The 23,968-nt window shown below is 67.1% G+C and carries 23 protein-coding genes and 2 tRNA genes; 14 read left to right on the forward strand and 11 right to left on the reverse strand.

What is annotated here, in order from left to right; all coding sequences use genetic code 11:
- Positions 1–25: 25 nt before the first annotated feature.
- From ACN0RJ_RS09965 to ACN0RJ_RS09975, 3 genes are all read right to left on the reverse strand, one after another.
- The gene (locus tag ACN0RJ_RS09965) at positions 26–1,972 is read right to left on the reverse strand and encodes an OmpA family protein (protein WP_417724160.1); all 1,947 of its coding nucleotides are present in this window, start codon (positions 1,970–1,972) and stop codon (positions 26–28) included.
- A gap of 106 nt (positions 1,973–2,078) precedes the next feature.
- Positions 2,079–3,335: a vWA domain-containing protein gene (locus ACN0RJ_RS09970; RefSeq protein ID WP_417724161.1), complete on the reverse strand. Its 1,257-nt coding sequence runs from the start codon at positions 3,333–3,335 to the stop codon at positions 2,079–2,081.
- A 79-nt stretch (positions 3,336–3,414) separates the two neighbouring features.
- Positions 3,415–4,323: an AAA family ATPase gene (locus ACN0RJ_RS09975; RefSeq protein WP_417719078.1), complete on the reverse strand. Its 909-nt coding sequence runs from the start codon at positions 4,321–4,323 to the stop codon at positions 3,415–3,417.
- A 230-nt stretch (positions 4,324–4,553) separates the two neighbouring features.
- Here ACN0RJ_RS09975 and ACN0RJ_RS09980 point away from each other — a divergent pair, with 230 nt between their 5' ends.
- The 6 genes from ACN0RJ_RS09980 (at position 4,554) to ACN0RJ_RS10005 (ending at position 11,432) form a co-directional block, all read left to right on the forward strand.
- The gene (locus tag ACN0RJ_RS09980) at positions 4,554–5,579 is read left to right on the forward strand and encodes a glycosyltransferase family 2 protein (RefSeq protein ID WP_417724162.1); all 1,026 of its coding nucleotides are present in this window, start codon (positions 4,554–4,556) and stop codon (positions 5,577–5,579) included.
- A complete protein-coding gene (locus tag ACN0RJ_RS09985; RefSeq protein WP_417724163.1) occupies positions 5,576–6,214 on the forward strand; it encodes a hypothetical protein in 639 nt (212 codons plus the stop codon). Before ACN0RJ_RS09980 ends, ACN0RJ_RS09985 begins: the two co-directional genes overlap by 4 nt.
- Positions 6,211–8,616, forward strand: coding sequence for a glycosyltransferase family 2 protein (locus ACN0RJ_RS09990; RefSeq protein ID WP_417724164.1), 2,406 nt, complete (start codon positions 6,211–6,213; stop codon positions 8,614–8,616). The genes ACN0RJ_RS09985 and ACN0RJ_RS09990 overlap by 4 nt, the downstream gene beginning before the upstream one ends.
- A 2-nt stretch (positions 8,617–8,618) precedes the next feature.
- Complete coding sequence (locus ACN0RJ_RS09995) at positions 8,619–9,314, forward strand: FkbM family methyltransferase (protein WP_417724165.1); 696 nt, start codon at positions 8,619–8,621, stop codon at positions 9,312–9,314.
- A 4-nt stretch (positions 9,315–9,318) separates the two neighbouring features.
- A complete protein-coding gene (locus tag ACN0RJ_RS10000) occupies positions 9,319–10,377 on the forward strand; it encodes a glycosyltransferase family 2 protein (RefSeq protein ID WP_417724166.1) in 1,059 nt (352 codons plus the stop codon).
- 107 nt (positions 10,378–10,484) lie between these two features.
- Positions 10,485–11,432: a phosphoadenosine phosphosulfate reductase gene (locus ACN0RJ_RS10005; RefSeq protein ID WP_417719072.1), complete on the forward strand. Its 948-nt coding sequence runs from the start codon at positions 10,485–10,487 to the stop codon at positions 11,430–11,432.
- 7 nt (positions 11,433–11,439) lie between these two features.
- On the opposite strand, the gene ACN0RJ_RS10010 is transcribed toward ACN0RJ_RS10005, so the two are convergent.
- The gene (locus ACN0RJ_RS10010) at positions 11,440–12,495 is read right to left on the reverse strand and encodes an anhydro-N-acetylmuramic acid kinase (RefSeq protein WP_417724330.1); all 1,056 of its coding nucleotides are present in this window, start codon (positions 12,493–12,495) and stop codon (positions 11,440–11,442) included.
- A 97-nt stretch (positions 12,496–12,592) separates the two neighbouring features.
- Between ACN0RJ_RS10010 and tyrS the strand changes: the two genes are divergently transcribed.
- Positions 12,593–13,843, forward strand: coding sequence for a tyrosine--tRNA ligase (tyrS, locus tag ACN0RJ_RS10015; protein ID WP_417724167.1), 1,251 nt, complete (start codon positions 12,593–12,595; stop codon positions 13,841–13,843).
- A gap of 33 nt (positions 13,844–13,876) precedes the next feature.
- Here the strand turns inward: tyrS and ACN0RJ_RS10020 are convergent, their stop codons facing one another.
- Entirely contained in the window at positions 13,877–14,032 is a 156-nt protein-coding gene (locus ACN0RJ_RS10020; RefSeq protein ID WP_417719070.1) for a hypothetical protein, read from the reverse strand.
- 48 nt (positions 14,033–14,080) lie between these two features.
- Between ACN0RJ_RS10020 and ACN0RJ_RS10025 the strand changes: the two genes are divergently transcribed.
- On the forward strand, positions 14,081–14,956 hold the full coding sequence (locus ACN0RJ_RS10025; RefSeq protein WP_417724168.1) for a GNAT family N-acetyltransferase: 876 nt from the start codon (positions 14,081–14,083) through the stop codon (positions 14,954–14,956).
- A gap of 33 nt (positions 14,957–14,989) precedes the next feature.
- Here ACN0RJ_RS10025 and ACN0RJ_RS10030 read toward each other — a convergent pair.
- The 3 genes from ACN0RJ_RS10030 to ACN0RJ_RS10040 form a co-directional block, all read right to left on the reverse strand.
- Positions 14,990–15,066: transfer RNA gene (locus ACN0RJ_RS10030), tRNA-Asp, on the reverse strand.
- A gap of 36 nt (positions 15,067–15,102) precedes the next feature.
- Positions 15,103–15,179 (reverse strand) — tRNA-Asp (locus ACN0RJ_RS10035).
- A gap of 246 nt (positions 15,180–15,425) precedes the next feature.
- Positions 15,426–15,653, reverse strand: a complete 228-nt coding sequence (locus ACN0RJ_RS10040; protein ID WP_417719068.1) for a DNA primase — start codon at positions 15,651–15,653, stop codon at positions 15,426–15,428.
- Between the two features lie 404 nt (positions 15,654–16,057).
- Between ACN0RJ_RS10040 and ACN0RJ_RS10045 the strand changes: the two genes are divergently transcribed.
- The 6 genes from ACN0RJ_RS10045 to ACN0RJ_RS10070 all read left to right on the forward strand — a co-directional run bounded on the left by ACN0RJ_RS10045 (position 16,058) and on the right by ACN0RJ_RS10070 (position 20,398).
- Positions 16,058–16,927 carry a LytTR family DNA-binding domain-containing protein gene (locus tag ACN0RJ_RS10045; protein ID WP_417719067.1) on the forward strand — a complete coding sequence of 290 codons (870 nt, stop codon included), beginning with the start codon at positions 16,058–16,060 and terminating at the stop codon, positions 16,925–16,927.
- A gap of 81 nt (positions 16,928–17,008) precedes the next feature.
- The gene (locus ACN0RJ_RS10050; protein WP_417719066.1) at positions 17,009–17,365 is read left to right on the forward strand and encodes an SUF system Fe-S cluster assembly protein; all 357 of its coding nucleotides are present in this window, start codon (positions 17,009–17,011) and stop codon (positions 17,363–17,365) included.
- Positions 17,366–17,387: 22 nt separating this feature from the next.
- The gene (locus tag ACN0RJ_RS10055) at positions 17,388–17,930 is read left to right on the forward strand and encodes a sugar O-acetyltransferase (protein WP_417719224.1); all 543 of its coding nucleotides are present in this window, start codon (positions 17,388–17,390) and stop codon (positions 17,928–17,930) included.
- Positions 17,931–17,957: 27 nt separating this feature from the next.
- Positions 17,958–18,341, forward strand: coding sequence for a HesB/IscA family protein (locus ACN0RJ_RS10060; RefSeq protein WP_417719065.1), 384 nt, complete (start codon positions 17,958–17,960; stop codon positions 18,339–18,341).
- Positions 18,342–18,455: 114 nt separating this feature from the next.
- Entirely contained in the window at positions 18,456–19,205 is a 750-nt protein-coding gene (tpiA, locus tag ACN0RJ_RS10065) for a triose-phosphate isomerase (protein WP_417724169.1), read from the forward strand.
- 155 nt (positions 19,206–19,360) lie between these two features.
- The gene (locus ACN0RJ_RS10070; RefSeq protein ID WP_417719063.1) at positions 19,361–20,398 is read left to right on the forward strand and encodes a hypothetical protein; all 1,038 of its coding nucleotides are present in this window, start codon (positions 19,361–19,363) and stop codon (positions 20,396–20,398) included.
- A gap of 139 nt (positions 20,399–20,537) precedes the next feature.
- Here ACN0RJ_RS10070 and ACN0RJ_RS10075 read toward each other — a convergent pair whose 3' ends face one another.
- The 3 genes from ACN0RJ_RS10075 to ACN0RJ_RS10085 form a co-directional block, all read right to left on the reverse strand.
- Entirely contained in the window at positions 20,538–21,932 is a 1,395-nt protein-coding gene (locus tag ACN0RJ_RS10075) for a TRAP transporter large permease (protein ID WP_417719062.1), read from the reverse strand.
- 4 nt (positions 21,933–21,936) lie between these two features.
- On the reverse strand, positions 21,937–22,626 hold the full coding sequence (locus ACN0RJ_RS10080) for a TRAP transporter small permease (RefSeq protein WP_417719061.1): 690 nt from the start codon (positions 22,624–22,626) through the stop codon (positions 21,937–21,939).
- Between the two features lie 109 nt (positions 22,627–22,735).
- Positions 22,736–23,743, reverse strand: a complete 1,008-nt coding sequence (locus tag ACN0RJ_RS10085; protein WP_417724170.1) for a TRAP transporter substrate-binding protein — start codon at positions 23,741–23,743, stop codon at positions 22,736–22,738.
- Positions 23,744–23,968 lie beyond the last annotated feature (225 nt).

The raw sequence follows: 23,968 nt of genomic DNA on the forward strand, positions 1-23,968 counted from the left end.
GTCGTGTCAATTCCGGCCGGTACGGTCAGCTGTTGCCCTGAAGCAGCGGCGTGATGCGGCGCACGGCGGCACGGCGGTTGGCCCGTTCGGCGCTTTCCGTCGGCACGGCCAGATCGCCTTCTCCGTAGCCCTGAAGCACCATGTTCTCGGGCGGCACGTTGAAATACTCGGTCAGGGCAAGCGCGACGGATTCCGCACGCCGGTCGGACAGGGCGAGATTGTAGCTTTCCTTGCCGACCGCGTCGGTGTGACCTTCGATCAGGAAGACCTCACCCGGGCTTTCGGTGATGATCTGCGTCATCGCATTGCCGAGCGCGGCAAGCGCCTGCGCCTCTTCCGGGCGAATGGCGGCGGAGCCGGTTTCGAAGTTGATCGCGCTCACCGAGACTTCGGGCACGAGGTGGCGCACCGCGTCGATGTTGCGGATCTGGTTCAGCGAGAACGTCCGGTTGACCCCCTCGACCTGCTGGGCGGCAAGCGCGGCGGCAAGGTCGTATTCGTCGACCTGCTGGAAGTTGACGCGCTGACGGTCGTTCGTCACCTGCGGCAATTCGTTGACGGCGACGTCCTCGACCTGCTGGGTGTCGTCGAACAGGACCACGGTTTCGCCGTTCGGCAGCGTCCGGGTGCGGCGCAGCACGCGCCCGTCGGCGGCCTTGATCGTCTCCACCACGTTGCCGTCGTCATAGGTCACGACGCTGCGGGTCGACCCGTCGTCGTAGCGGTAGGTCTTGACGTCGGAACCGGGACGGCGAAGCAGCACGTCGTCATTGCGCAGAACGCGGTACTGGCCGTCCTCCTCGATCACCACGCGGTCGCCGGTGTTTTCCACGACATTCGCATTGCGGCCGAGGATCTGGCTCAGCGCAACGGCGCCGAGACCGACGATGGCGGCTTTCTCGAAGTTGCTCAGACCCTTGTCGTCGTCGTCGTCATCCCGCGCCTGCTGCTGCTGGGCGGGCGGGGTGGCGCCGATGCGGGTGCCGAAATCCTGATCCGAACGGCGCACGTCGTCTGCCGTGACCTCTTCTTCCTGCACTTCGGCCTCGCCCGGATCGTCGCTGTTCGCGGCGGCGGCGGCGGCACTGGGCTCGCCACGATTGCGGGCCACGGCATCGGCCTGAGCCTGCGAGTCCGGACGCGGCGTTGCGGCCTGGTCACCCTGTTCCTGACCCCGCAGGCGCTGAGCGATGTCGCCGGGGGTGACGACGCCGTTCTGCTGCGCGGGTTCGGGTGCTGCCTGCGGCGCGGCGGCCTGAGAGCCGGAATCGTCGCGCGCCTTCGGCGTGGTCGCGGGGGCCTCGGCGGCCTGCTGCTGCGCCTTCGGCTTGGGCTTGGGCTTGGGTTCGGGGGTCGGTTGCGCCTGCCGTGCCGGTTCCTCCGCCTTCGGGGCGGGCTCCTGCGCGGCCTGCTGCTGCGGCTTCGGCTTGATCAACTGACCGGGGTCGGTCGCATCGGCGGCCTTGGGTGCGGGTTCGGCCTTGGGCGCTTCGGCGGCTTCGGGGGCCGGTTCGGCCCTGGGCGCCTCGGCTGCGGCCTCGGGCTCGGGCTTGGGTTTCGGCTTCGGCGCCTCTGCCGCCTTGTCCGCGGCGGGGGCGGGCTTGGGCTTGGGCGTGGCCGCCTCGTCCTTCGCGGCCTGCTGGTTCTTGGGCTTGATCAGCGCGCCGGGGTCGTTCGCGGGCGCGGCGGGCGCCTCGGCCGCCTTGTCGGCGGCGGCGGCTGCCTCTTCCTTCTTGGCCTTGCCGTTCGGGACCTCGGCAGTGGCGATCACGGCACAATCCACGCCCGGCAGGGGCGCGTTGCCGCCGCGCGCTTCGCAGAGTTTCTTCAGCTTGTTGAGCTGCTGGCGGATCTCGCCGGGCTTCAGACCGTCGGTGTTGAAGCCGTAATTCTGGGCGCTCGCAAGCCCGGGCAGCACGAGGCTGGCCGCAAGCACGAGACTGGTGGTCGATTTGAAGATGCCTGTACGCATTGGGTATCCTTTCCTCCTCGGGCCCCGTGTTCGGGGTTCACCGGACAACGCCGATCCCCCCGTTCGGGTTCACCCGGGCGGCAAGGAACCGCCGGACGGATTTGTGTCAGGGTTCCATCATCCGCATGAGGCGCAGCTTTTCGCCGCAGTCGTCGGGGCGGGAAATCGCCTCGGCCAGATCCTCGAGCGAGCGGATGGAATGGCTGGCCCGGAAGCTGTCCACATGGGGCAGCATCGCCCGTATCCCCTGCGCCTTCGGTGCGAAACCGTCCCAGCGCAGCAGCGGATTGAGCCAGATCAGCCGGCGGGCGGAGAGGTGCAGGCGCTGCATCTCGGTGCCGAGCGCGCCGGCGTCGTCCCGGTCGAGCCCGTCCGTGATCAGCAGCACCACCGCACCCTGCCCCATCACCCGGCGCGACCAGTCGCGGTTGAAGGCGTGCAGGCTTTGGCCGATGCGGGTGCCGCCTTCCCAGTCCTGCGCCTCGGCGCCGGCGGCGCGCAGGGCGGCATCGACGTCGCGGTTGGCCAGGTGGCGGGTGATGTTGGTGAGCCGCGTGCCGAAGGTGAAGGCATGCACCTTTGCCCAGCCCGCGCCCTTTTCATTGGCCACCGCATGAAGGAAGTGCAGCACCATGCGGGAATACTGGCTCATCGAACCGGAGATGTCGCAGAGCACCACGAGGTTGGGCCAGCGCGGGCGCGGTTTCAGCAGCGCGATGTCGCGGATTTCCCCGCCTTGCCGCATCGAGGCCCGCAGGGTGCGCCGCCAGTCGATGCGCCGTCCGGTGTGCGCGGCAATCCCGCGCCGCGACGGGATGGGCCGGACCGGCAGGGAGAGCCGGGCGATCATGCGCTTGGCCTCGGCGATCTCGGCCAGCGACATCTGTTCGAAATCGAGCGACTTCAGCTTTTCCTCGTGCGAGAGGGTGAAGGAGGCGTCGACCTCGATCCGGGTCGCCTCCTCGCTCTCCTCCGTCTCGGGCAGTTCCGGCATGCTGTCGCCGAGCAGCGCCTGGGCCGCGCGTTTTTCGGCGCTGAGGGCCGGCTTTTCCTCCTGCACGCCGCGCACCGCGGGCAGCATCATCGACATCATGTGTTCGAGATAGCGCGGGTCGCGCCAGTAGAGGCGGAAGATCTGCGCAAAGACGATGCGGTGTTCGGGGCGGTTCACGAAACAGGCGTGCAGCGTCCAGTAGAAATCCATCCGGTCGGTGAAGCCCGCCGCCTCGACGGCGCGGATCGCGTCGATCACCCGTCCCGGCCCCACCGGCAGCCCGGCCCGGCGCAGGGCACGGGCGAAGTGCAGGATGTTGCGCGCGAGTTTGGGCTCGTCGGGGATCTCGAGGGGGATGTATTCGGCCATTACATGGCCGACCGGGGGCTCTGCCCCCGGACCCCCGGGATATTTCGGGCCGGAAGAAACCGGGCGGCCGGGAGCCGGGTCATGCGGCCTCGGCGGCGGCTTTGGCTTCCTTGAGGAGGCGGGCGGCCTCGCTGCCCTGGATCTTGGCGATGTCGTCCTGGTATTTCAGGATCGCGCCGAGGGTGTCCGAGATGACCTCGGGCGAGAGGTCCACGACATCGAGGGCGAGCAGGCATTTCGCCCAGTCGATGGTTTCGGCGACGCCGGGTTTCTTGAACAGGTCCTCGGTGCGCAGCGCCTGGACGAAGGCCACGATCTCGCGGCTGAGGGCTTCGGCGACCTCGGGGGCGCGGGCGTGCAGGATCTCCAGCTCGCGGGTGAAATCGGGGTAGTCGACCCAGTGGTAGAGGCAGCGGCGCTTGAGCGCGTCATGCACTTCGCGGGTGCGGTTCGAGGTCAGGATGACGATGGGCGGTTCCGGCGCGGTGATGGTGCCGAGTTCCGGGATGGTGACCTGGAAATCCGACAGGGCTTCGAGCAGGAAGGCCTCGAAGGGTTCGTCCGTGCGGTCGAGTTCGTCGATCAGCAGGATCGGCGCGCCGTTGCCGTCCGGGCGCATGGCCTGGAGCAGCGGCCGTTCGACCAGGTAGTCGGGGCCGAAGAGTTCCTTCTGCAGCGCGCTGCGGTCGGCGCCGCCGCCTGCCTCGGCGGTGCGGATCGCGATCATCTGCGCCGGGAAGTTCCATTCGTAGACCGCGCTGGAGGCATCCAGCCCCTCGTAGCACTGCAGCCGGATCAGGCGGCGGCCGAGCGCCCTGGAGAGCGCCTTGGCGATCTCGGTCTTGCCGACGCCCGCCTCGCCTTCGAGGAACAGGGGCCGGCCGAGTTTCAGCGACAGGAAGACGACGGTGGCCAGGGCGCGGCCGCAGACATAACCGGTCCCGGACAGCAGGCTCTGGACGTCGTCGATGGATGCGGGGTTCGACATGGGGATCCTCCTGCCCCCGTTGCTGCCTGCCGGCCGCCGGGGCGTCAATAGCGCATAGGTCGCATGGGCGGCACCCTGCGGCAACAGCCGGTGCTGCAAGCGGCCTGCGCAATTGACGCAGGTTAACCGAGATGCGATGCTTTCCCGGTAGCAAGGCCACGAAAGGCGCAACTTTCGGGCAGACAGCGGGCGGGCAGGCTCATGGGACACGGCATCGCGGGGGCGCAGCAATGCGCGTGACCGCCATCACCTGCGTGAAGAACGAGGGACCCTTCCTGTTGGAATGGATCGCCTTCAACCGCCTGATCGGGGTCACCGATTTCCTGATCTATTCCAACGATTGCGACGACGGCACCGACACCCTGCTCGATGCGCTCGGGGCATACGGCGTGGTGCATCTGCCCAATCCCGCCAAGGGCCGCAACTACCAGATGGAGGCGCTGAAGGATGCCGCCCGGCAGGAGGTGGTGCGCGCGGCCGACTGGGTCTGGGTGGCGGATGTGGACGAGTTCCTGAACATCCACGTCGCCGATCACACGATCCCGGCGCTGATCGCGGCCTGCGGCGATCCGCAGGCGATTTCGCTCAGCTTCCAGTTCTTCGCCAATGGCGGTGTCGAGCGGTTCGAGGATCGTCCGGTGATCGGACAATTCGGCCGGACGCACAATCCCGACCTCTGGTGCGCGGAAAGCGCGATCGAGGTCAAGACGCTGGTCCGAAAGGACTTTCCTCTGCATTACTTCGGGGCGCACCGGCCGTTCTTTCGTGACAAGCTCGAGCGCGGACAACGGCCGCGCTGGACGGACGGAGCCGGGCGCGCGGTGCCGCACAAGTTTCTCGTCGCCGCCAACCCGCGCCGCATCCGCAAGTTTCCCGCCTCCGGGGCGCGCGACCATGCGACGCTGAACCATTACGCGCTGCGCTCGCTCGACAGCTACCTGGTCAAGAACGACCGCGGCGACGTGAACCGCGAGGGGCGGGTCTTTGACGATGCCTACTGGAAGGAACGCAACGACGGCGGATGGGAGGATCTGTCGATCCGCCGCCATCTCCCCGCGCTCGAGGCGCTGCTGGCGGAGATGAAGGCGGGACCGCTCGGCGATCTGCACCGGACCTGCGTCGAGCGTCACCGCGCGCGGCTGGACGCGCTTCTGAGCCAGCCGTCCTATGCCGCGATGCGGGACCACCTGCGCGCCCTGCCCCCGTTGCCGCCCGGCGAGGCGGAGATGATGGCCGAACTGGGGATCGAGGCATGAGCCTGCGCGTCGTCAACCTCGGGCTGCCGAAATCCGGCACCACCACCCTGGCCCGCGCCCTGGAATGCGCCGGTTTGCGGGTGGCCGATCACAAGATCCGCCGGGGCGCCGAGTGTCCCGCGCCGGAGATCGCGGGAAGCTATGTCGCGCGCCAGCTCTACGACGGGTATTTCGGCTCGGGCGACCCGCTTGAGCGGCTGACCGGCTTTGACGCGCTGAGCGAGATCAGTGTATTGAACGCGACGCTATGCCTTTGGCCGCAAACGGATTTCGGCCTGATAGAGGCGATCCGGCGCCAGCATCCCGAAGTGCGCTTCGTCGCCTCCTGGCGCGAACCGGGGGCGCTGGCCCATTCCATGCTGCGCTGGAGCGATCTGGGCAGCGCGCGCCTGCCGCAGGGCGGCGTGCCCGGCCTGCCCGCGGGCTACGGCGAAACCCGGCTCGAGCGGGCGCGCTGGATCGCCGGGCACTATGACTTCCTCGACACGATCTTTGCCGGGGATGCGCGGTTCCTGCGCTATGACACCGCCGCGCCCGAGGCCCCACGACAGATCGCCGCACACCTGGAACTGACCCTGCCCTGGTGGGGAAAGGCCAACGAGAACAGGCACCTGCGCGCGCGGGGTGCGGCATGAGGATTGTCGTGCACATCGGCCCGGACGGCCCGACCTCGGACCGGATGCAGCGGGTGCTGGATGCCAGGCGCGACCAGTTGCGCGGCAAGGGGGTTCTGTTCGCCCGTTCGCCCGGCGCCCGGAACCACACCCGCCTGTTCATGGCGGTGAGCGATCCCGACGCGGTGGATGTGCTGCGCTTCAACCGGGGCTACATCGCGCCGGACAAGCAGGCGGTCCTGCGCGAGGATGTGGCCCGCAAGCTGCTCGAGGAGATGGCGCTTGCCCGGCCCGAAACGCTGATCCTGTCCTGCCACCAGCTCGGCTCGGCCCTGACCGCGCGCAGCGAGATTGCACGGCTGCGGGATCTTCTGGCACCCCTCTCCGAAGACATCCGCATCGTCGCGCATCTCGACGACCCGGCGCGAATGTTCCTGCGCCGCTATGCCGCCCAGCTCTGGGAGGGGCGCAACCGCTCGCCCGCGCTGGAACTGGGGCTGGCGGAGCGGCTCGACTGGTGGGACGCGGCGCTGGACACCCGGCCCGCCTGCGACCCGCAGGCCGGACAGTTCGGAGAGGTTCAAGGCGCCTGTTTCTGGCTGGATTTCAAGCGTTTGGCAGAGGAATGGGAGGCGGTGTTCGGCGCCGGGTCGGTGACGCTGCGCAGTCTCGACATGGCGCGGCTCCACGGGCCCGATGCGACGGAGGAGCTGCGCGAGAGTTTCGGCATCGCCCCGAGCATCGGCAAGGCCGATCCCGCCGGTCCGCCCGAAGATCCCGCAGCCGCCTGGCTCACCCGCTGCCGGCTGATGAACGACGTGCTGCTGCGGCTGCTCGCGCAGCGTCAGGCGATTCTGCCGCGCCAGCTCTGGCGGAAATTTCTCGGTGAAATCAAGGTGTCGGGTGTGCCGATGCAGGCCGGCAGCCTCTCGGCCCTGTCCGACAGGTTTGCCGGGGATCTTGCCGGGCTCGCCCGCCTTCATCCCGGTCTGAACCCCGATCACCTGAAACCCGATCCTCCCGCGCCCGACTGGGAGGAGGCGGACCCGACGCTGGGGTTTCGCGCCACGCAGTATCTCATGGCGTTCCGCTGGCGCATCGCCCGCGCCACCAAGGAGGAGCTGGCCGCGAAGGCCGCCGACCTCGCCTCGCTGATGAGTGCCGCGCCGCGCCGGGGCGTTCCCCCGCCCCCCGGCGCGACGGCCGCCAAAGCCCCCCCGGCCCGGGCCCTGCCCGAGCTTTCGCCCTCGGCGCAGGCCATGATGCCGGAGCTTGCCAAGCAGAACTTTGCCAAGCTGCAACGCTCGCCCTTCGCGCCGCACAACGCGCTCGGCCGCGTCGACGAAGAGCAACTCGCCGCCGCCTATGCCCCGATGACACCGCGCACGCTGCCGGCGGGCAGCAGCGGCAATGTCATCGTCGGATGCATGAAGAACGAGGCCCCCTATATTGTCGAATGGGTGGCCTATCACCGCGCCATGGGCGTGGACAACTTCCTCATTTATACAAACGGTTGCGAAGACGGCACCAGCGAGATCCTCGACCGGCTGCAAGCGATGGGCATCCTGCAGCACCGCAACAACGACAACTGGCAGGGCAATTCGCCCCAGCAGTTCGCGCTCGACAATGCGCTGAGCGAACCGGTGATCCGCAATGCCGACTGGATCATCCATATCGACGTGGACGAATTCATCAACGTGCGCTGCGGCAACGGCACCTTGCAGGATTTCTTCGACTGCGTGCCCGATGCCACCAATGTCGCGATGACCTGGCGACTGTTCGGGCACAACGGCGTCACCGAATTGTCCGACCGTTTCGTGATCGAACAATTCGACACCTGCGCCCCGAAATTCTGCCCCAAGCCGCATACGGTCTGGGGGTTCAAGACCATGTTCCGCAACATCGGCGCCTATGAGAAGATCTCGTGCCACCGGCCGAACAAGCTTTCGGAAGATGCTGAAAGCAAAGTGAAATGGGTCAACGGCTCCGGGGCGGACATGACCTCCGAGGTGCTCAGGAACGGCTGGCGGTCATCGAAGAAATCCATCGGCTACGACCTGCTGCAACTGAACCACTACGCCCTGCGAAGCGCCGAAAGCTTTCTCATCAAGCGTCAGCGGGGCCGCGCGCTGCACGTGGACCGCTCCATCGGGCTGAACTACTGGATCCGAATGGACTGGTCCGATTTCAAGGACATCACCATCATGCGCAACATCCCCCGGGTGCGGGCGGAATACGACCGGCTGCTGGCCGATCCCGAGCTTCGCGGATGGCATGACACCGGCCTTGCCTGGCACCGCGCCAAGGCGGACGAACTGCACGAAAATCCCGAGTTCGAAGAGCTTTACCGGCAGGCCCTCACCCTGCGTCTCACCGAAACCGAGCGGGTGGCCTATGCCCTCGCCCTCGATCTGGAGAGTTGACCATGGACGGCAGCGCCCCGCGCGATCCCTTCATCCGCTCGCGCGGGCTGAAGATCCCGAAACACCCGCAGATCACCACCGGCCGGGTGCGCGGCGCGCTGCGCCAGGGCACCTACGAGCGCAAGGAATGCGATGCCGTGGCCCGCGTGGTGCACGAAGGCGACCGCGTGCTCGAACTGGGCGGGGGCATCGGCTACATGTCGACGCTGCTCTCGGTCTCCCGCAAGGTGGCGCATGTGGTGAGTTACGAGGCGAACCCGGCGCTGATCCCCTATATCCGCTCGGTCCACGAGGCCAACGAAGTCACCAATGTGGAGGTCCGCAACGCCCTGCTGACCGCGACCGGCGGCGATCCTGTCGATTTCCACGTGCGCGCCAATTTCCTCGGCTCCTCCATGGACCGGGACAGCGATCCCGACAGCATCATCGAGACGGTGAAGATCGCCCGGCACCGGCTGGACGACGTTCTGGCCGAAGTCGCCCCCGACGTGCTGGTCTGCGACATCGAGGGCGCGGAGGCGGATCTTCTTCCCGCCGGCGACTGGTCGTCCCTGCGCTGCGCTGTGATCGAACTGCACCCCCAGTGGATCGGGCAGAGCGGCGTGCAGGCGGTGTTCGACGCGATGCAGCGCGCCGGTCTGACCTATTTCCCCAAGGCCTCGGAGGCCAAGGTGGTCTGCTTCAGGAAAGGCTGGTAAGCCCTTGAAGATCGTCGCGGTTCTTTGCGTCCGCAACGAGGGCGCCTTTCTTCTCGACTGGATCGCGCATCACCTTGCCTGCGGCGTCACCCATGTGGTGGCCGCCTCGAACGATTGCGACGACGGCACCGATGCGATCCTCGACCGGCTGGCCGCGACGGGGCCTGTCACGCATCTGCGCAACGACGGGCCCCACGATCAGGGCGGCATCCAGTTTTCGGCGCTGAAGCTGGCGGACAAGGCCGAGGCGGTGCAGGAGGCCGATTGGCTGCTGCCGCTCGACATCGACGAATTCGTCAACGTCCATGCGGGCGACCGCACCCTGCCCGCGCTGATCGCCGCGCTGCCCGAGGCCACGGCGATCCCGCTCACCTGGCGGCTGTTCGGCAACGGCGGCGTGGTCGGTTACGAGGATGTGCCGGTCCCTGCGCAATTCACCCGCGCGGCCCCCGTGGTGATGCACTGGCCCTGGCGCGCGGCGATGTTCAAGACGCTCTACCGCAACGACCGCACCTACCGGAATCTCGGGGTTCACCGGCCGCGCAACCCGCATCCCGACCGCATCGACAACGCCCGCTGGTTCGACGGCGAGGGGCGCGAACTGGACGCGCAGTTCCGCACCCGGCGGATCTTTTCCAATTTCGGGCAGTCGAACCACGCGCTGGTGCAGTTGAACCACTACCCGCTCGGCGCGATGGAAAGCTACGTGCTGAAGGCCGACCGCGGCCGCGCCGTGCATTCCGACGACCGGCTCGGGCTCGACTACTGGGTGGAGCGGAATTTCGACACGGTGCAGGACCTGTCGATCCTGAAGCTTGCCCCGCGCGTCGCGGAGCGGCGGGCCGAATTCGGCGCGGATGCCACCCTTGCCCGGCTGCATGACGCGGCGGTGGCCTGGCGCCGCGAACGCTTTGAGACCCTGATGGCCGAAGAGCCCTTCCGCGCACTGATGGGACGCCTGCTGATGACCCCGCCATCGCGCCCGGTGCCGCCGCGGGCGGCGCGGATGCTGGTTGCCCACGCCACCCGCGCCCGCCTCGGGAAGGCGGATTCCGGGAACTGAGGCCCGCCGCCTCCCCCAACTTTCCCTGCTTTCAGCACAATTCCGCCCCAAACCCCGGCGATTGTTTCCCCGAACGAAGGCGCGAAGCGCATCGAGGAAACGGGCACATGCAGAACGCGGATCTCTCATCGGTCGACCTTTCGGGGCTGAAGCGCGGCCAGTGGCTTCAGGCCGTGTCGGACATCGGCGAATCCCGCGGCTTTTCCGAACCGCTGGGCAAGCGCCACCACGCGATCTTCGTCGAGGAGGGCGACACGCTGCTGGTCACCTTCGAAACCCTGCCGGGGATCGAGGCGCTGTCGGAAACCGCCACGCCGCTCGGCTGGGACATGGTGCTGCGCAAGGGCTGGTCGCACCTGTCGGTGATCTCCTCGCGCGATACGTGGTTCCGCGACGGCCGGGTCTACGGCTTTTTCGACGCGCTGCTGGACGACGGCTTCTTCGACGATTTCGAACGGGTGATCTTTTTCGGCGCGGGCCCCTGCGGCTATGCCGCCGCCGCCTATTCCGTCGCCTCGCCCGGCGCGCGGGTGGTGATGCTGCAACCGCAGGCGACGCTGGACCCCCGCGTCACGGAATGGGACGAGCGTTTCATCGACCGCCGCCGGCTGAACTTCACCTCCCGCTACGGCTATGCGCCGGACATGCTGGACGCCGCGCAGCAGGCCTACGTGCTCTACGATCCGCGCGAACGGCTCGACGCGATGCATTCCGCGCTGTTCGAGCGGCGCAACGTCTCGCGCTTCCGCCTGCCGTTCATGGGCGCGGCGCTGCAGGGCGATCTGCTCGACATGGATCTGATCGCGCCGCTGCTCGAGCTTGCGGCCGAGGACCGGCTCGACACCGGCAGCTTTGCCGCGCTGATCCGGGCCCGCCGGAACTACCCGCCCTACCTGCGCAAGCTGCTGATGAAGCTCGAAGGCGAGGGGCGGCTCGGACTGGCCGAGATGCTCTGCATGAACGTGACCGCGCGGCTCGAGGCGCCGCGCTTCCGCCGCCGTCTCGAAGCGCTGCGCGCCGCGCGCAAGGCGCCTCCGCCGGCACCGGCGGAGTGATGCGCCCCTAGATCCGCGAGATCCGCCCGCCGCCGACCGGCGCCGCGACCCCGGTCGTGCCCGGAGCCGAGGTCGGCCAGCCCCGCGCCACCCGCACCGCGAGATAGGCAAAGGCCTGCGCTTCGAGCATGTCTCCGTCGAGGCCCACCGCCTCGACCGGCTCCACGGGGCAGTCGAGACCGGCGGACAGCATCGCCATCATCACCGGGTTCCTGCGCCCGCCCCCCGTCACCAGAAGCCGCGCCGGCGGGGTCGGGCAATGCTCCATCCCCTGCATGACGGCGGCGGCGGCCATGGCCGTCATGGTGGCGGCGGCATCGGCATCGGACAGCTCGCGGACGAGATCCATCATCAGGGAAAAATCGTCCCGGTCCAGGGACTTGGGCGGCATTCTGCGGAAATAGCCCTCTTCCAGGAACAGCTCCAGCGCGCCATCCACGACCTCGCCGCGCGCCGCTAGCGCGCCGTCGCGGTCGCACTCGAGGCCGAGCCGCTCTGCCACGAGGTCGTTGAGCGGCGCGTTGGCGGGGCCGGTGTCGAAGGCCAGCAGCGCGCCCTCCTCCTCGGGCGCCGCGCGGCGCGGATCGACCCAGGTGAGGTTGCCGACACCGCCGAGGTTGAGAAAGGCCAGGGGCTCGGTCGCACCGATCCGTTTCGCGCAGGCAAAGTGGAAGAACGGCGCCAGCGGCGCGCCCTCGCCCCCCAGCGCCACGTCGGCCGAGCGGAAATCCCAGACCACGTCGCGCCCCAGCGCCTCGGCCAGCGCATCGCCGTCGCCGAGCTGATGCGTGCCCCGGCCCTGCGGTTCATGCGCCAGCGTCTGACCGTGGAACCCCACCACCTGCGCCTGCGGAAACTGCGACAGCACCTCGGCATGGACGCCCTGCGTCACCGCCAGCGCCGCCTCGAGCCCCGGCCCCGGCCAGCGCCCGAGCGCCGCCTTCAGCACCGTGCGTTCGGCATCCGAATAGGGCCTGTAGGCGCTTTCTCCGAACTCGAGGATCCGTGCCCCGTCGGTCAGCACCAGCGCCGCGTCCACCCCGTCGAGCGAGGTCCCCGACATCGCCCCCAGCGCCCATACCGGCCCTTCGTTCAACTTGCCCTTCACCTTCGCCCTGCCCGCGCTTATACGATGCGCCGGACTATAGGAGCGATCCCCCATGACCTACCATCCCAAATCGGATTTCATGGCCACCATGATGCAGCGTGGCTTTCTGGCCGACTGCACCGATTACCAGAGCCTCGACGAGGCGCTGGTCAAGGGCGTGGTCCCGGCCTACATCGGTTTCGACGCCACGGCGAAATCGCTGCACGTGGGCTCGCTCATCCAGATCATGATGCTGCGCTGGCTGCAGAAGACCGGCCACCAGCCGATCACCCTGATGGGCGGCGGCACGACAAAGGTGGGCGATCCGAGCTTCCGCGCCGACGAACGCCCCCTGCTGACGCCCGCGCAGATCGACGACAACATCGCCGGGATCAAGCAGGTCTTTGCCAAGTACCTCGATTACGAAGCCGCGACGCCCGCGCTGATGCTCAACAATGCCGAGTGGCTGGACGGGCTCAACTACCTCGATTTCCTGCGCGACATCGGGCGGCATTTCTCGGTCAACCGGATGCTGTCCTTCGAGAGCGTGAAGTCGCGCCTCGACCGCGAGCAGTCGCTGTCCTTCCTCGAATTCAACTACATGATCCTCCAGGCCTACGACTTCCTCGAACTGAACCGGCGCTACGGCTGCCTGTTGCAGATGGGCGGGTCGGACCAGTGGGGCAATATCGTCAATGGCATCGACCTGACGCGCCGGGTGCTGGATCAGCAGATCTATGGCCTCACCTCGCCGCTGCTGACGACCTCGGACGGCAAGAAGATGGGCAAGACGGCGGATGGCGCGGTCTGGCTCAATGCCGACATGCGCAGCCCCTACGAATTCTGGCAGTTCTGGCGCAACACGACCGATGCCGATGTGGGACGGTTCCTGAAGCTCTACACCGAACTGCCGCTGGACGACTGCAACCGTCTCGGCGCGCTCGCCGGGTCCGAGATCAACGATGCCAAGATCGCGCTGGCCAACGCGGTGACGACGCTCTGCCACGGGGCGGATGCGGCGGCGGCGGCCGAGGCAACGGCACGCGAGGTCTTCGAGAAGGGCGGCGTGGGCGACGATCTTCCGACGCTGGAACTGACGGCGGAGGAGGTCGCGGGCGGCATCTCGATCGTGCAGGTCATCGTGCGGGCAGGGTTGGCGAAAAGCGGCAAGGAAGCCAAGCGCCTGATCTCCGAGAACGGCGCGCGACTGGACGATGCGCCGCTGACCGACGCCGGGCTGATGCTGGACGCCGGGGCGCTGTCCTCTCCGATCAAGCTGAGCGCCGGGCGCAAGCGTCATGCGCTGGTGAAGCTCGCCGACTGACGGACCGGGAGGCGCGGACCGGACGGGCGCGGCTCAGACCAGCGCCTGCACCACCGCGATCAATGCAAAGGGCGCCGAGAGCACCCCGGCAAGCAGCAGCGCCGACCCCAGGGTCGGACGTGGGCGTGGCGCGGCCACGGCAACGGAGCGGGGCGCCTTCGGACGGCGCTGGGGCACGAGCATGTTCATGGCGTGCAATTAACCACGGATTTACTTTCCGAATCCTTAATCGCGATCATGGAATCGCTCGCCCTGCCCCTGCCGCAGTCCCCGGAATACGCCCGCACCTGTGCGCTGCTGGGGCTCGACCTGCGCAGCGCCGAAAAGGGATCGAAGCTGCACTGGCAGATCCAGACCCGCCGCCTGCCGATCCTCGGCCGGGTGGGCCTGCTGTCGCGCGGGCCGGTTTCGCCGGACGAGGCGGCGCGGCGCGACTGGCTCGACCGGTGGCGGGCGCATCATGCCGGGCCGCTGATCCTCAATGCCGACGGGCTCGACGCGCCGACGCTGCGCCGGGCGGGGTTTTGGCCGCTGATGACCCCGGCAACGCTGGCCATGCTGCCGCTCGGCCCGGAGCCCGCCATGCGCGCCGCGATGCGCCAGAAATGGCGCAATCGACTGAACCGGACCCAAGACACGCGCCTGCGCATCACGCGCCATCCGCTGACCGCGACCCACTGGCTGCTCGAGGCCGAGGCACGGCAGGCCGGCGAACGGCGCTACCGGGCGCTGCCGCCGGGGTTTCTGGTGGCCTATGCCAGGGCCAATCCGACCCGTGCGCTGATCTGGGAGGCCCGCGACCGCACGACGCCCGTGGCCGCCATCGCCGTGCTGCGCCACGGGCGCATGGCCACCTGGCAATGCGGTGTCGCCCTGCCCGAGGGGCGCAGGCTCAACGCCATGAACGCGCTGCTCTGGGAGGCGATGCGCTGGCTCGCGGCCAACGGGCATGACATGCTCGACCTCGGGATCTTGAATTCCGACGACGCGCCGGGGCTGACCCATTTCAAGCTGGGCACCGGGGCGCGTCTTCACCGGTTGGGCGGCACCTGGCTGCACAGCGGGGCACTGGCGCCCCTGGCACGGCACCTGCCGCAACGCTTCGCCGCCTGACGGCGGGACGAGGACTGTGAAGGAGGGGGAAAGTGGCGCGGTTGACGGGGCTCGAACCCGCGACCCCCGGCGTGACAGGCCGGTACTCTAACCAACTGAGCTACAACCGCGCTTTTCCGGCGGGGCACCTTGATCGGAGGCAGTGATGGCGCGGTTGACGGGGCTCGAACCCGCGACCCCCGGCGTGACAGGCCGGTACTCTAACCAACTGAGCTACAACCGCTCACTGCCGCCGAGGCTAAGGCGCGCCCCGAACGTGGAGGCTCTTCTAGGCGGCACACCGGACCCCGTCAAGCGGTTTTGCCCGGCTCCGGAGGCAAAATCCCCGCAAAAGCGAAAATTCCTGCCCGGCGCGCGCCCCCGGGCGCCGGGATTGAATATTTTATCAACGATTTCAGTTATATGAAGGCAGGCGCGCCGCATCTCCCCCCCGCCGAAGCCCCCCGATCCGACCGGGGCGCGCGGCGGTCTACTCCCGCGCCTGGGCGATGCGCTCCAGCTCGGCGGCAATCAGGATGATGCGCGACACGTCCTTGGCCTGCTCGGCCCGCGCGATTTCATAGGCCGCGTGTTCTGCCAGCTTCGCCGCCGTCCGCAGCAGGCGGCAGGCGGCCTCTTCGCCCTGCATCATCAGGGCCAGGCCGCACAGCTCCTCGAGCGGATCGTCCCATTCCGAAATTGAATCCGTGGAAGGCATTCATCATTCCCCTTGAACCCATGGAATTCCATAGCCGAACCTTTGAATCGCGCTCTCCCGGGAAGTCGATCTCGAGGCCTGCGGAAAGGTTCGGTTTGCGCGCAAAAACCGCGCGCCCGGTTCGTTGCGGTTTCGGCACAATTGCCCGAAACCGATTGTTCCCTGTACCCAAGAGATGGCCGTTGCGATAGAAAGTTACCGAAGCATTGCCCGACTGGGCTACTACTTACCATAAATACGGCCGATACGTAATGAAATCTGCAACTCCGATAAAAGCCGCCGACTCCGATCCTTCCGGTCGCGACATGTGATCGCCCGATTTCACCGCACCCGCCGCTGCGGCTCCGTTTTCCGGACCCGAGCGTCGACAAAACAGAAATCAGGCGAATTGAAGAACCGGTAAATTGCACTTCGACATTCGACAGCCGCTCAACCTGCTGACCAGCACCTTCGAACCCCTCGAACTGAGCGTCGACAAATTCGTATCCCTGTTCCAGCGGGCTATCACCTGGCGATACCTCGGGCTCGTCTATATCATCGTGCTTGCGGCCGATCCGACCGCGCTCATCTCGCACCTGCCGTTTCCGGTATATGCCGGAGCCTGGGCGTTGGGATTCATCATCTATTTCCTTTACCAGATCGCCCTGCTCGTTTCTCTGGCGGTCGTCAGAAGCGTCTTTCCGAAACCGCGCATCTGGTGGCCCGCCATCACGCTGTTTTCGCTGATGCCGGGCTTTCTGACTCTGGAAACCGTGCTCGAACGGGTTTCCGATGACGACCTGCGCCCATTGCTTTATGCGCGAATCGTTTTCGTCTACATCACCGTGGCGGTATTCGAGACCATCTACCTGCGCTTCATCCTGCCGCGGGTCGAACAGATCGACGCCGCCGGGGCGGTTGCCGCGCCCCCCGCCCCGCCCGAGCCGGCACCGGAGGCGGTCGCGCCCGGGCCGCCCCGGACGGTGCACATCAGCGGCGATCCCGTCGCGCTCGGCGATCTGCAGGTGATCGAGGCGCGCCAGCATCACGTGCACATCCGCCTGCGCAACAGCGACATGGTGCGCCGCGCGCGACTGTCCGACATCGTGGCGCAGACCGATGCGCAGGACGGCGTCCAGCCGCATCGCTCGTGGTGGGTGGCGCGCAGCGCGGCGCGCGGGCTCGAACGCAGCGAAGGCCGCTGGGGCCTGCTGCTCGACGACGGCTCTGTCGTGCCCATCGCCCGCGGGCGTCTGGCAGACGTGCAGGCCTGGGTCGAAACCTATCTGGGCTGAGCCGCGCCTGCCCGGCGGCCCTTTACCCTGTGCCGCAGATTTCCTATATCTTTGGTCAGGAAAGCTTGCAAAGGACAGCTCATGGACAACGCTCCGCTCGAAGGCGCCCCGCTGATCGCGCCCTCCAGCACTGACCACCCGCTTTACGAAGCGGTCGTGGAGGCGTGCCGTACCGTCTACGATCCGGAAATTCCGGTGAACATCTATGATCTTGGCCTGATCTACACCATCGACATCGACCCCGAGAGCGCGGTCAAGGTGGTGATGACCCTCACCGCGCCCGGCTGCCCCGTCGCCGGCGAGATGCCGGGCTGGGTGCAGGACAGCGTCGCGGCGGTGCCGGGCGTGCGGGACGTGGATGTGGACATGGTGTTCGATCCGCCCTGGGGCATGGACATGATGTCGGACGAGGCGCGGCTGGAACTGGGCTTCATGTGATCCCGTGACCGCGCGCGACCGCATGTCCTCCGGCGATCTCTACGACCCCGGCGACCCCGATCTGGTGGCCGGGCGCAAGCGCGCACAGGCGCTGATGCGCGACTACAACGCGACGATCTACGGCGAGGAGAGCCGGGGCGCGATCCTCGATGCGCTGCTCGGCACTCATGGCGCGCGCTGCGCGATCCGCGCACCGCTCCACGTGGATTACGGCTGGAACATCCACCTCGGCGAGGGCGTGTTCCTGAACTACGGCTGCGTGCTGCTCGACGTCTGCCCCATCCGCATCGGCGCGGGAACCCAGATCGGACCCATGGTGCAGATCCTGACCGCGGACCACCCGCGGGACCCGGCGATCCGCGCGCAGGGTCTCGAAAACGGCCGCCCGGTCAGCATCGGGCGCAACGTCTGGATCGGCGGCGGCGCGCTGCTGCTTCCGGGCGTGACGATCGGCGACGACGCGGTGGTCGGCGCCGGCGCCGTGGTGACGCGCGATGTGGCGCCGGGCATCACGGTTGGCGGAAACCCGGCGCGGCCGCTTGCCACGCGCCATGAGCGACCCTAGATTCAGGGCACAGACAGGAGACGCGACATGTTCGGAATTCCCGGCAAACAGGCTGTGACCATGACCCCCTCGGCCGTGGTCCAGGTCCGCAAGTTGATGGAGCGGGACAACCGCGCCGGACTGCGCATCGGCGTCAAGAAGGGCGGCTGCGCGGGCATGGAATACACGATGGATTTCGTGGACGAGCCCGAAAAGAACGACGAGATCGTCGAACAGGACGGCGCCCGGGTGCTGATCGCCCCGATGGCGCAGATGTTCCTGTTCGGGACCGAGATCGACTACGCGACCTCGTTGCTCGAATCCGGCTTCCGGTTCAACAATCCCAACGTGAGCGACGCCTGCGGCTGCGGCGAGTCGATCAAGTTCAAGGATGTCGAGGAACTCGAGGCCGAACGGTCCCGCCAGGGCTGATCCCCTGCCCCGCCGGGGTCCGCGCCCGCGCGGGCCGCAACCCGGCAAGCTTTGCTTGACCTTCCGTCGGCCAGCCGGATTATGGCCGAAACGCAAAGCACCAAGGGAGATCACATGCGACGCAAGCTCGCCGCCGGAAACTGGAAGATGAACGGCCTTTCGGCCTCGCTGTCGGAACTCGAAGCGATGGGCAAGGCCGCGGGCGGTGCCTCGGATGTGCTGATCTGTCCGCCCGCCACGCTCGTCGCCCCGGCCGCCGCCGCGGCAAAGGATACCGGGGTGAGCATCGGCGGCCAGGATTGCCACGCCGCCGCCTCCGGCGCCCATACCGGCGACATCTCCGCCCCCATGCTCAAGGATGCGGGCGCGAGCCACGTGATCCTAGGCCATTCCGAACGCCGCACCGATCACGGCGAGCGCAACGAGGATGTCCGGCTCAAGGCCAAGGCCGCGTGGGAGGCCGACATGGTCGCGGTGATCTGCGTCGGCGAGAGCCTGACGGAGCGCGACGCCCACAACACGCTCGACATCATCGGCGGACAGCTCGCGGGCTCGATTCCGGACGGTGCGACGGGTCACAACCTCGTCGTCGCCTACGAACCGATCTGGGCCATCGGCACCGGCAAGGTGCCGACCACCGACCAGATCGGAGAGGTCCACGATTTCATCCGCGCCCGGCTCGAACGGCGCTTCGGCTCGGGCGTCGGCCGCTCGGTCCGGCTGCTCTACGGCGGATCGGTCAAGGCCTCCAACGCCGAGGAGATCTTTGCCGTTTCCAACGTCGACGGCGCGCTGGTCGGCGGTGCCAGCCTGAAGGCGTCGGATTTCGTGCCGATCATCGAGGCGCTGAACGCCGCCGGCTGACGTTTACCATTAAGGCAAACAATTCTCCGGTTCCGGGCCAATGCGGGGCATCGTCCCCCATTGTGCCGGGACCGTGAACAGATGTGCCACAGAGTTGCCGCAATCCCGACTTCGTGGTTACCATGCGGGTCTGTGTATACCTGTGGGGATTGGATATGACCTGGCTCTATCTGCTCATGGCCGGCCTAGTCGGCTCTTTCTTTCTGTTCAACAATGACAGCGACGACGACGATGACGACGACACCGACGGCGAGGATACGGGCGGCGGCGAGGACACCATCGTCGGTCCCCAACAGCCCGACACCAGTGTCGGCGACGGTCTCACGGTCTCCGAGCTGTCGGACGGCACCGGGCTGCTGAGCGGTTCCGCGGGGGGCGACCTGCTCGATTCCGACGGTCTCGACGCCATCGAATCCGAAATCGGCTACGACGTCTCGATCTTCCAGATGGGCGACGGCGACGATTCGGTCTCGCTCGATGACGGGCTGCCGACGATTCTCGGCCAGGCCGGAAACGATCTCATCACGGTCGGCGGCTACAGCCATATCGAGGGCGGCTCGGGCAACGACACGATCAATCTCGACGATACCGGCTCCGAAGTCTTCGGCGGCTCGGGCGACGACGACATCAACGCCGACATCGTGATCGAGCCGGAGAGCGTCACAACCGCCGACGGCCTGACCAACTACGTCGCCATTCACGACACCGCCATCGACATCACCGGCGGCGCCGGCGGCGACATGATCGAGATCGACGCCACCCTGAACTATGTCCAGGAGAACGAGGGCGACGAACCCGACCTGATCGCCACGATCACCGGCTTCGACCCGCGCGAGGATCTCGCCGTGATCGACATCGTGGTCAATCCGGAGACCTCCGGCGACCTCGGCGCATGGTTCTCGAGCAGCGATTTCACCACGCTGAGCGACTCCGGTGCGACCACGCTCGACGGGCCGACCTCGGACCATTCGCTGGTGTTCACCCGGCTCGAAACGGCCTTCGACAACAGCTATACCGACGTGATCCTGACCGCGAGCGGCACCGCGGCCGACGGCACCGAGATCAGCCAGGAACTGGCGGTCAGGCTGGTCGGTCTGGCGCAGGGCACTTCGAGCTTCGTCGCGGCGACCATGACCGAGGACGGGCTCAGCCTCGTGATCCGCCAGGCCACGGCGGCCGACCTCGCCGCCTGATCCGGCGGCCGGCCCCTTCCCCACGCACGGCTCCGGAGCGATGGCTCCGGAGCCGTTTTTCGTTGCGCGCGGTCCCGGGTTGCCCACGAAAAACGGCGCCCCGCGAGGGGCGCCGTCGGTGCGGTCCGGGACGCCCGGATCAGTTGGTGATGATCTCCGGCCCCATCAGCGACGTCGGCAGCCAGGTCGAGATGATTGGCACGTAGGTGACGATGATCAGGAAGACGAAGAGCACGGCGAGGAACGGCAGCGCCGCCCGCACCACGTTCATCATCGGCATTCCGGCGACGCCCGAGGTCACGAAGAGGTTCAGGCCCACCGGCGGAGTGATCATCCCGATCTCCATGTTGACCACCATGATGATGCCCAGGTGGATCGGGTCGATGCCGAGCTGGATCGCGATCGGGAAGACCAGCGGCGCGACGATCACGATCAGGCCCGACGGCTCCATGAACTGCCCGCCGATCAGCAGGATCACGTTGACGATGATCAGGAACATGATCGGCCCGAACCCGGCGTCCAGCATCATCCCGGCGATCTTCTGCGGGATCTGCTCGTCCGTCAGCACGTGCTTCAGGATCAGGGCGTTGGCGATGATGAACATCAGCGTGATGGTCAGCTTGCCGGCCTCGAACAGGGTGTCGCGGGTGTCCTTGTGGAAGAAGGCGGTGACCAGCGCGATCGGCTTGCGGATCAGCGGCAGGTTGGGCGCCCCGTCCTTGCCGGCCAGCGGCCCCATGTCGCGGTAGACGAAGCTGGCGATCAGGAAGGCATAGATGGCGGCCACGGCGGCGGCTTCGGTCGGGGTGAAGATCGCCCCGGTGATGCCCGGGATGCCGTAGATCCCCACCATGATGATGACGATCAGCATGAGGCCCCAGAAGGCGTCGCGGAAGCTCACCACGATCTCGCCCCAGCCGCGCCATTCGCCCTTGGGCATGTTGCGGATCACGGCCATGACGTAGATCGTCGCCATCAGCATGCAGCCGGCGAGGATGCCCGGAAAGACCCCGGCAAGGAACATCCGCCCGACCGACACGTCGGTGGCCGAGGCATAGACCACCATCACGATGGACGGCGGGATCAGGATGCCCAGCGTACCCGCGTTGGCGATGACCCCGGCGGCGAATTCCTTGGTATAGCCGGCCTGGCGCATCGCCGCGATGACGATGGAGCCGATGGCGACCACGGTCGCGGGCGACGATCCCGACAGCGCCGCGAACAGCATGCAGGCAAAGACCCCCGAGATGGCGAGCCCGCCGCGCAGGTGTCCGACGCAGGCGATCGAGAAGCGGATGATGCGCTTGGCCACCCCGCCGGTCGACATGAAGGACGAAGCCAGGATGAAGAACGGGATCGCCAGCAGCGTGTAGTGCCCCGCCATCGCCTGGTAGAAGCTCTGCGCCACCGAGGCCAGCGAGGTCTCGGACATGGTCAGCAGGAACAGGATCGACGACAGGCCCAGGGACACCGCGATCGGCACGCCGATCAGCATCAGGCCGATGACGCAGACAAAGAGAATTGCGACTTCCATGAAATCAGTCCTCGCGGTTCATGTGGGCGACATCGGCCACGGCGTCTTCGGCCTCGTGGCTGACGATCAGGCTGGTCTGCGCGCCCGTCCAGATGCGCCATCCGGCCTGGCAGAAGCGGAACAGCAGCAGCGCCATGCCGACGGGAAGAATGAAGTAGGGAATGAAGCGGGGCAGCTTTTCATAGTGCTCGCCCTCGTTGATCATCGGCTCGATGAAGCGCAGCCACTCCGGCATGCGGATGTCGACGACCTCGTACCAGCTGCGGTAGGAAGTCGGCTTCATTGTCTCGAAGCCGGTGGGAAACCAGCGCCCGGTCGTCTGCGGCAGGTTGGCGAAATTCGCCCAGTAATCCCAGGCGCCCTTCATCAGCAGGATGCCGTAGAAGATGCAGATCGCGGCCGAGGTCAGCGCCATGGCACGGCGCGCCGGGGCCGGAACCGCGCTGGTGATCGCATCCACCCCGAGATGCGCGGTCACCTTCACCGCGTAGCTTATGCCGAACAGCACCAGCCAGGCGAAAAGGATCGTCACCGCCTCCAGCCCCCAGATCAGGCCGGTGTTGAACCCGTAGCGCAGCACCACGTTGACGAAGGTGATGATGGTCATCAGCCCGAGGATCAGCGCGATCGCGGTCTCTTCGAGCTCGTTGACGAACCGGCCCAGAAGCGTCTGGCCGTGTGTATGCGTAGACATCCCGTCCCCCATTGGTCCCGGAGGCGCGGCCTCCGTCCGTCGTCAGGATATGCAAAAAGGGCCCGGCTTCCGCTTCCCGGAACCGGGCCCCGTGACGATGCGCGGCCGATCAGCCCTGCGCGTCGTTGATCGCCTGCGCGGCGTCGATGTTCTCCTGGCCGACGTCGTCGGTGAACTGCTCCCAGACGGGCTTCATCGCGTCGACCCAGGCCTGGCGCTGCGTCTCGTCAAGCTCGCGGATCACGCCGCCGGCGTCGAGGATCGACTGGCGCGCCTCGGCATCCACCTCGTTCACGGCCGCGTTCCGCTCTGCGGTGACCTCGTCCATGATGGTCGCCATCTGGCTGCGCACGTCCTCGGGCAGGCTCTCCCACCAGTCGGTGCCGACCACGACCATGTAGTCGAGCGCGCCGTGGTTGGTCTCGGTGGTGCCGTCCTGCACCTCGAAGAACTTCTGGCCGTAGACGTTGGACCAGGTGTTCTCCTGGCCGTCGACGACGCCGGTCTGCAGCGCGCCGTAGACCTCGGAGAAGGCCATCGGCTGCGGCGAGGCGCCGAGCGCCTCGAACTGCGCCTTCAGCACTTCGGAGGGCTGGACGCGGAACTTCAGACCCTTGGCATCCTCCGGCATCAGGAGCGGCTTGTTGGCCGACATCTGCTTCATGCCGTTGTGCCAGAACCCGAGCCCCAGCAGGCCGCGGCGCACCATGCTCTCCTTCATCGCCATCCCGGTTTCGGAATTCTGGAAGGTGTCGACCGCCTCGATGTTCTTGAACATGAAGGGCAGGTCGAAGATGCGGAAGACCTTGGTGAACTGCTCGAACTTCGACAGCGACGGCGCGGCCATCTGCACGTCGCCGTTCAGCATCGCCTCGAGAACCTGGTCATCGTCGTAAAGCGTCGAGTTCGGGTAGACCTCGACGCAGGCCTTGCCGTTCATCTCCTCGTTGACGCGGTCGGCAAAGAGCTGGGCGGCAATGCCCTTGGGGTGCTTGTCGGTGTTGGTGACATGGCTGAACTTGACGACGATCTCGCCATCGTCACAGGCAGCCGCCGCGCCGTTCGCAGCCGTCATCAGGGCAGCCGCGGCAACCGCGGTCATCAGAATCTTTTTCATGGTATCCTCCCGGATCTCTTGTCCAAGGCGGGCCCCCTCCTCGCGGGCAACCCGTCCGTGGCAGACAAGACAATCCCGCGACGAATCGCGCAACTGATTGTGATGACCCAGCATCACTCCCGGAAATACGATAATAATATCAACGCATTGCACTCAATCAGCCCGACAGATTCCCCCATCCGAACCAGCTCCTGTGCGAAAATCCGCACAGCCCCCGCGCGGGTT

It is taken from the genome of Salipiger sp., from assembly GCF_048261495.1.
Lineage (GTDB): Bacteria > Pseudomonadota > Alphaproteobacteria > Rhodobacterales > Rhodobacteraceae > Salipiger.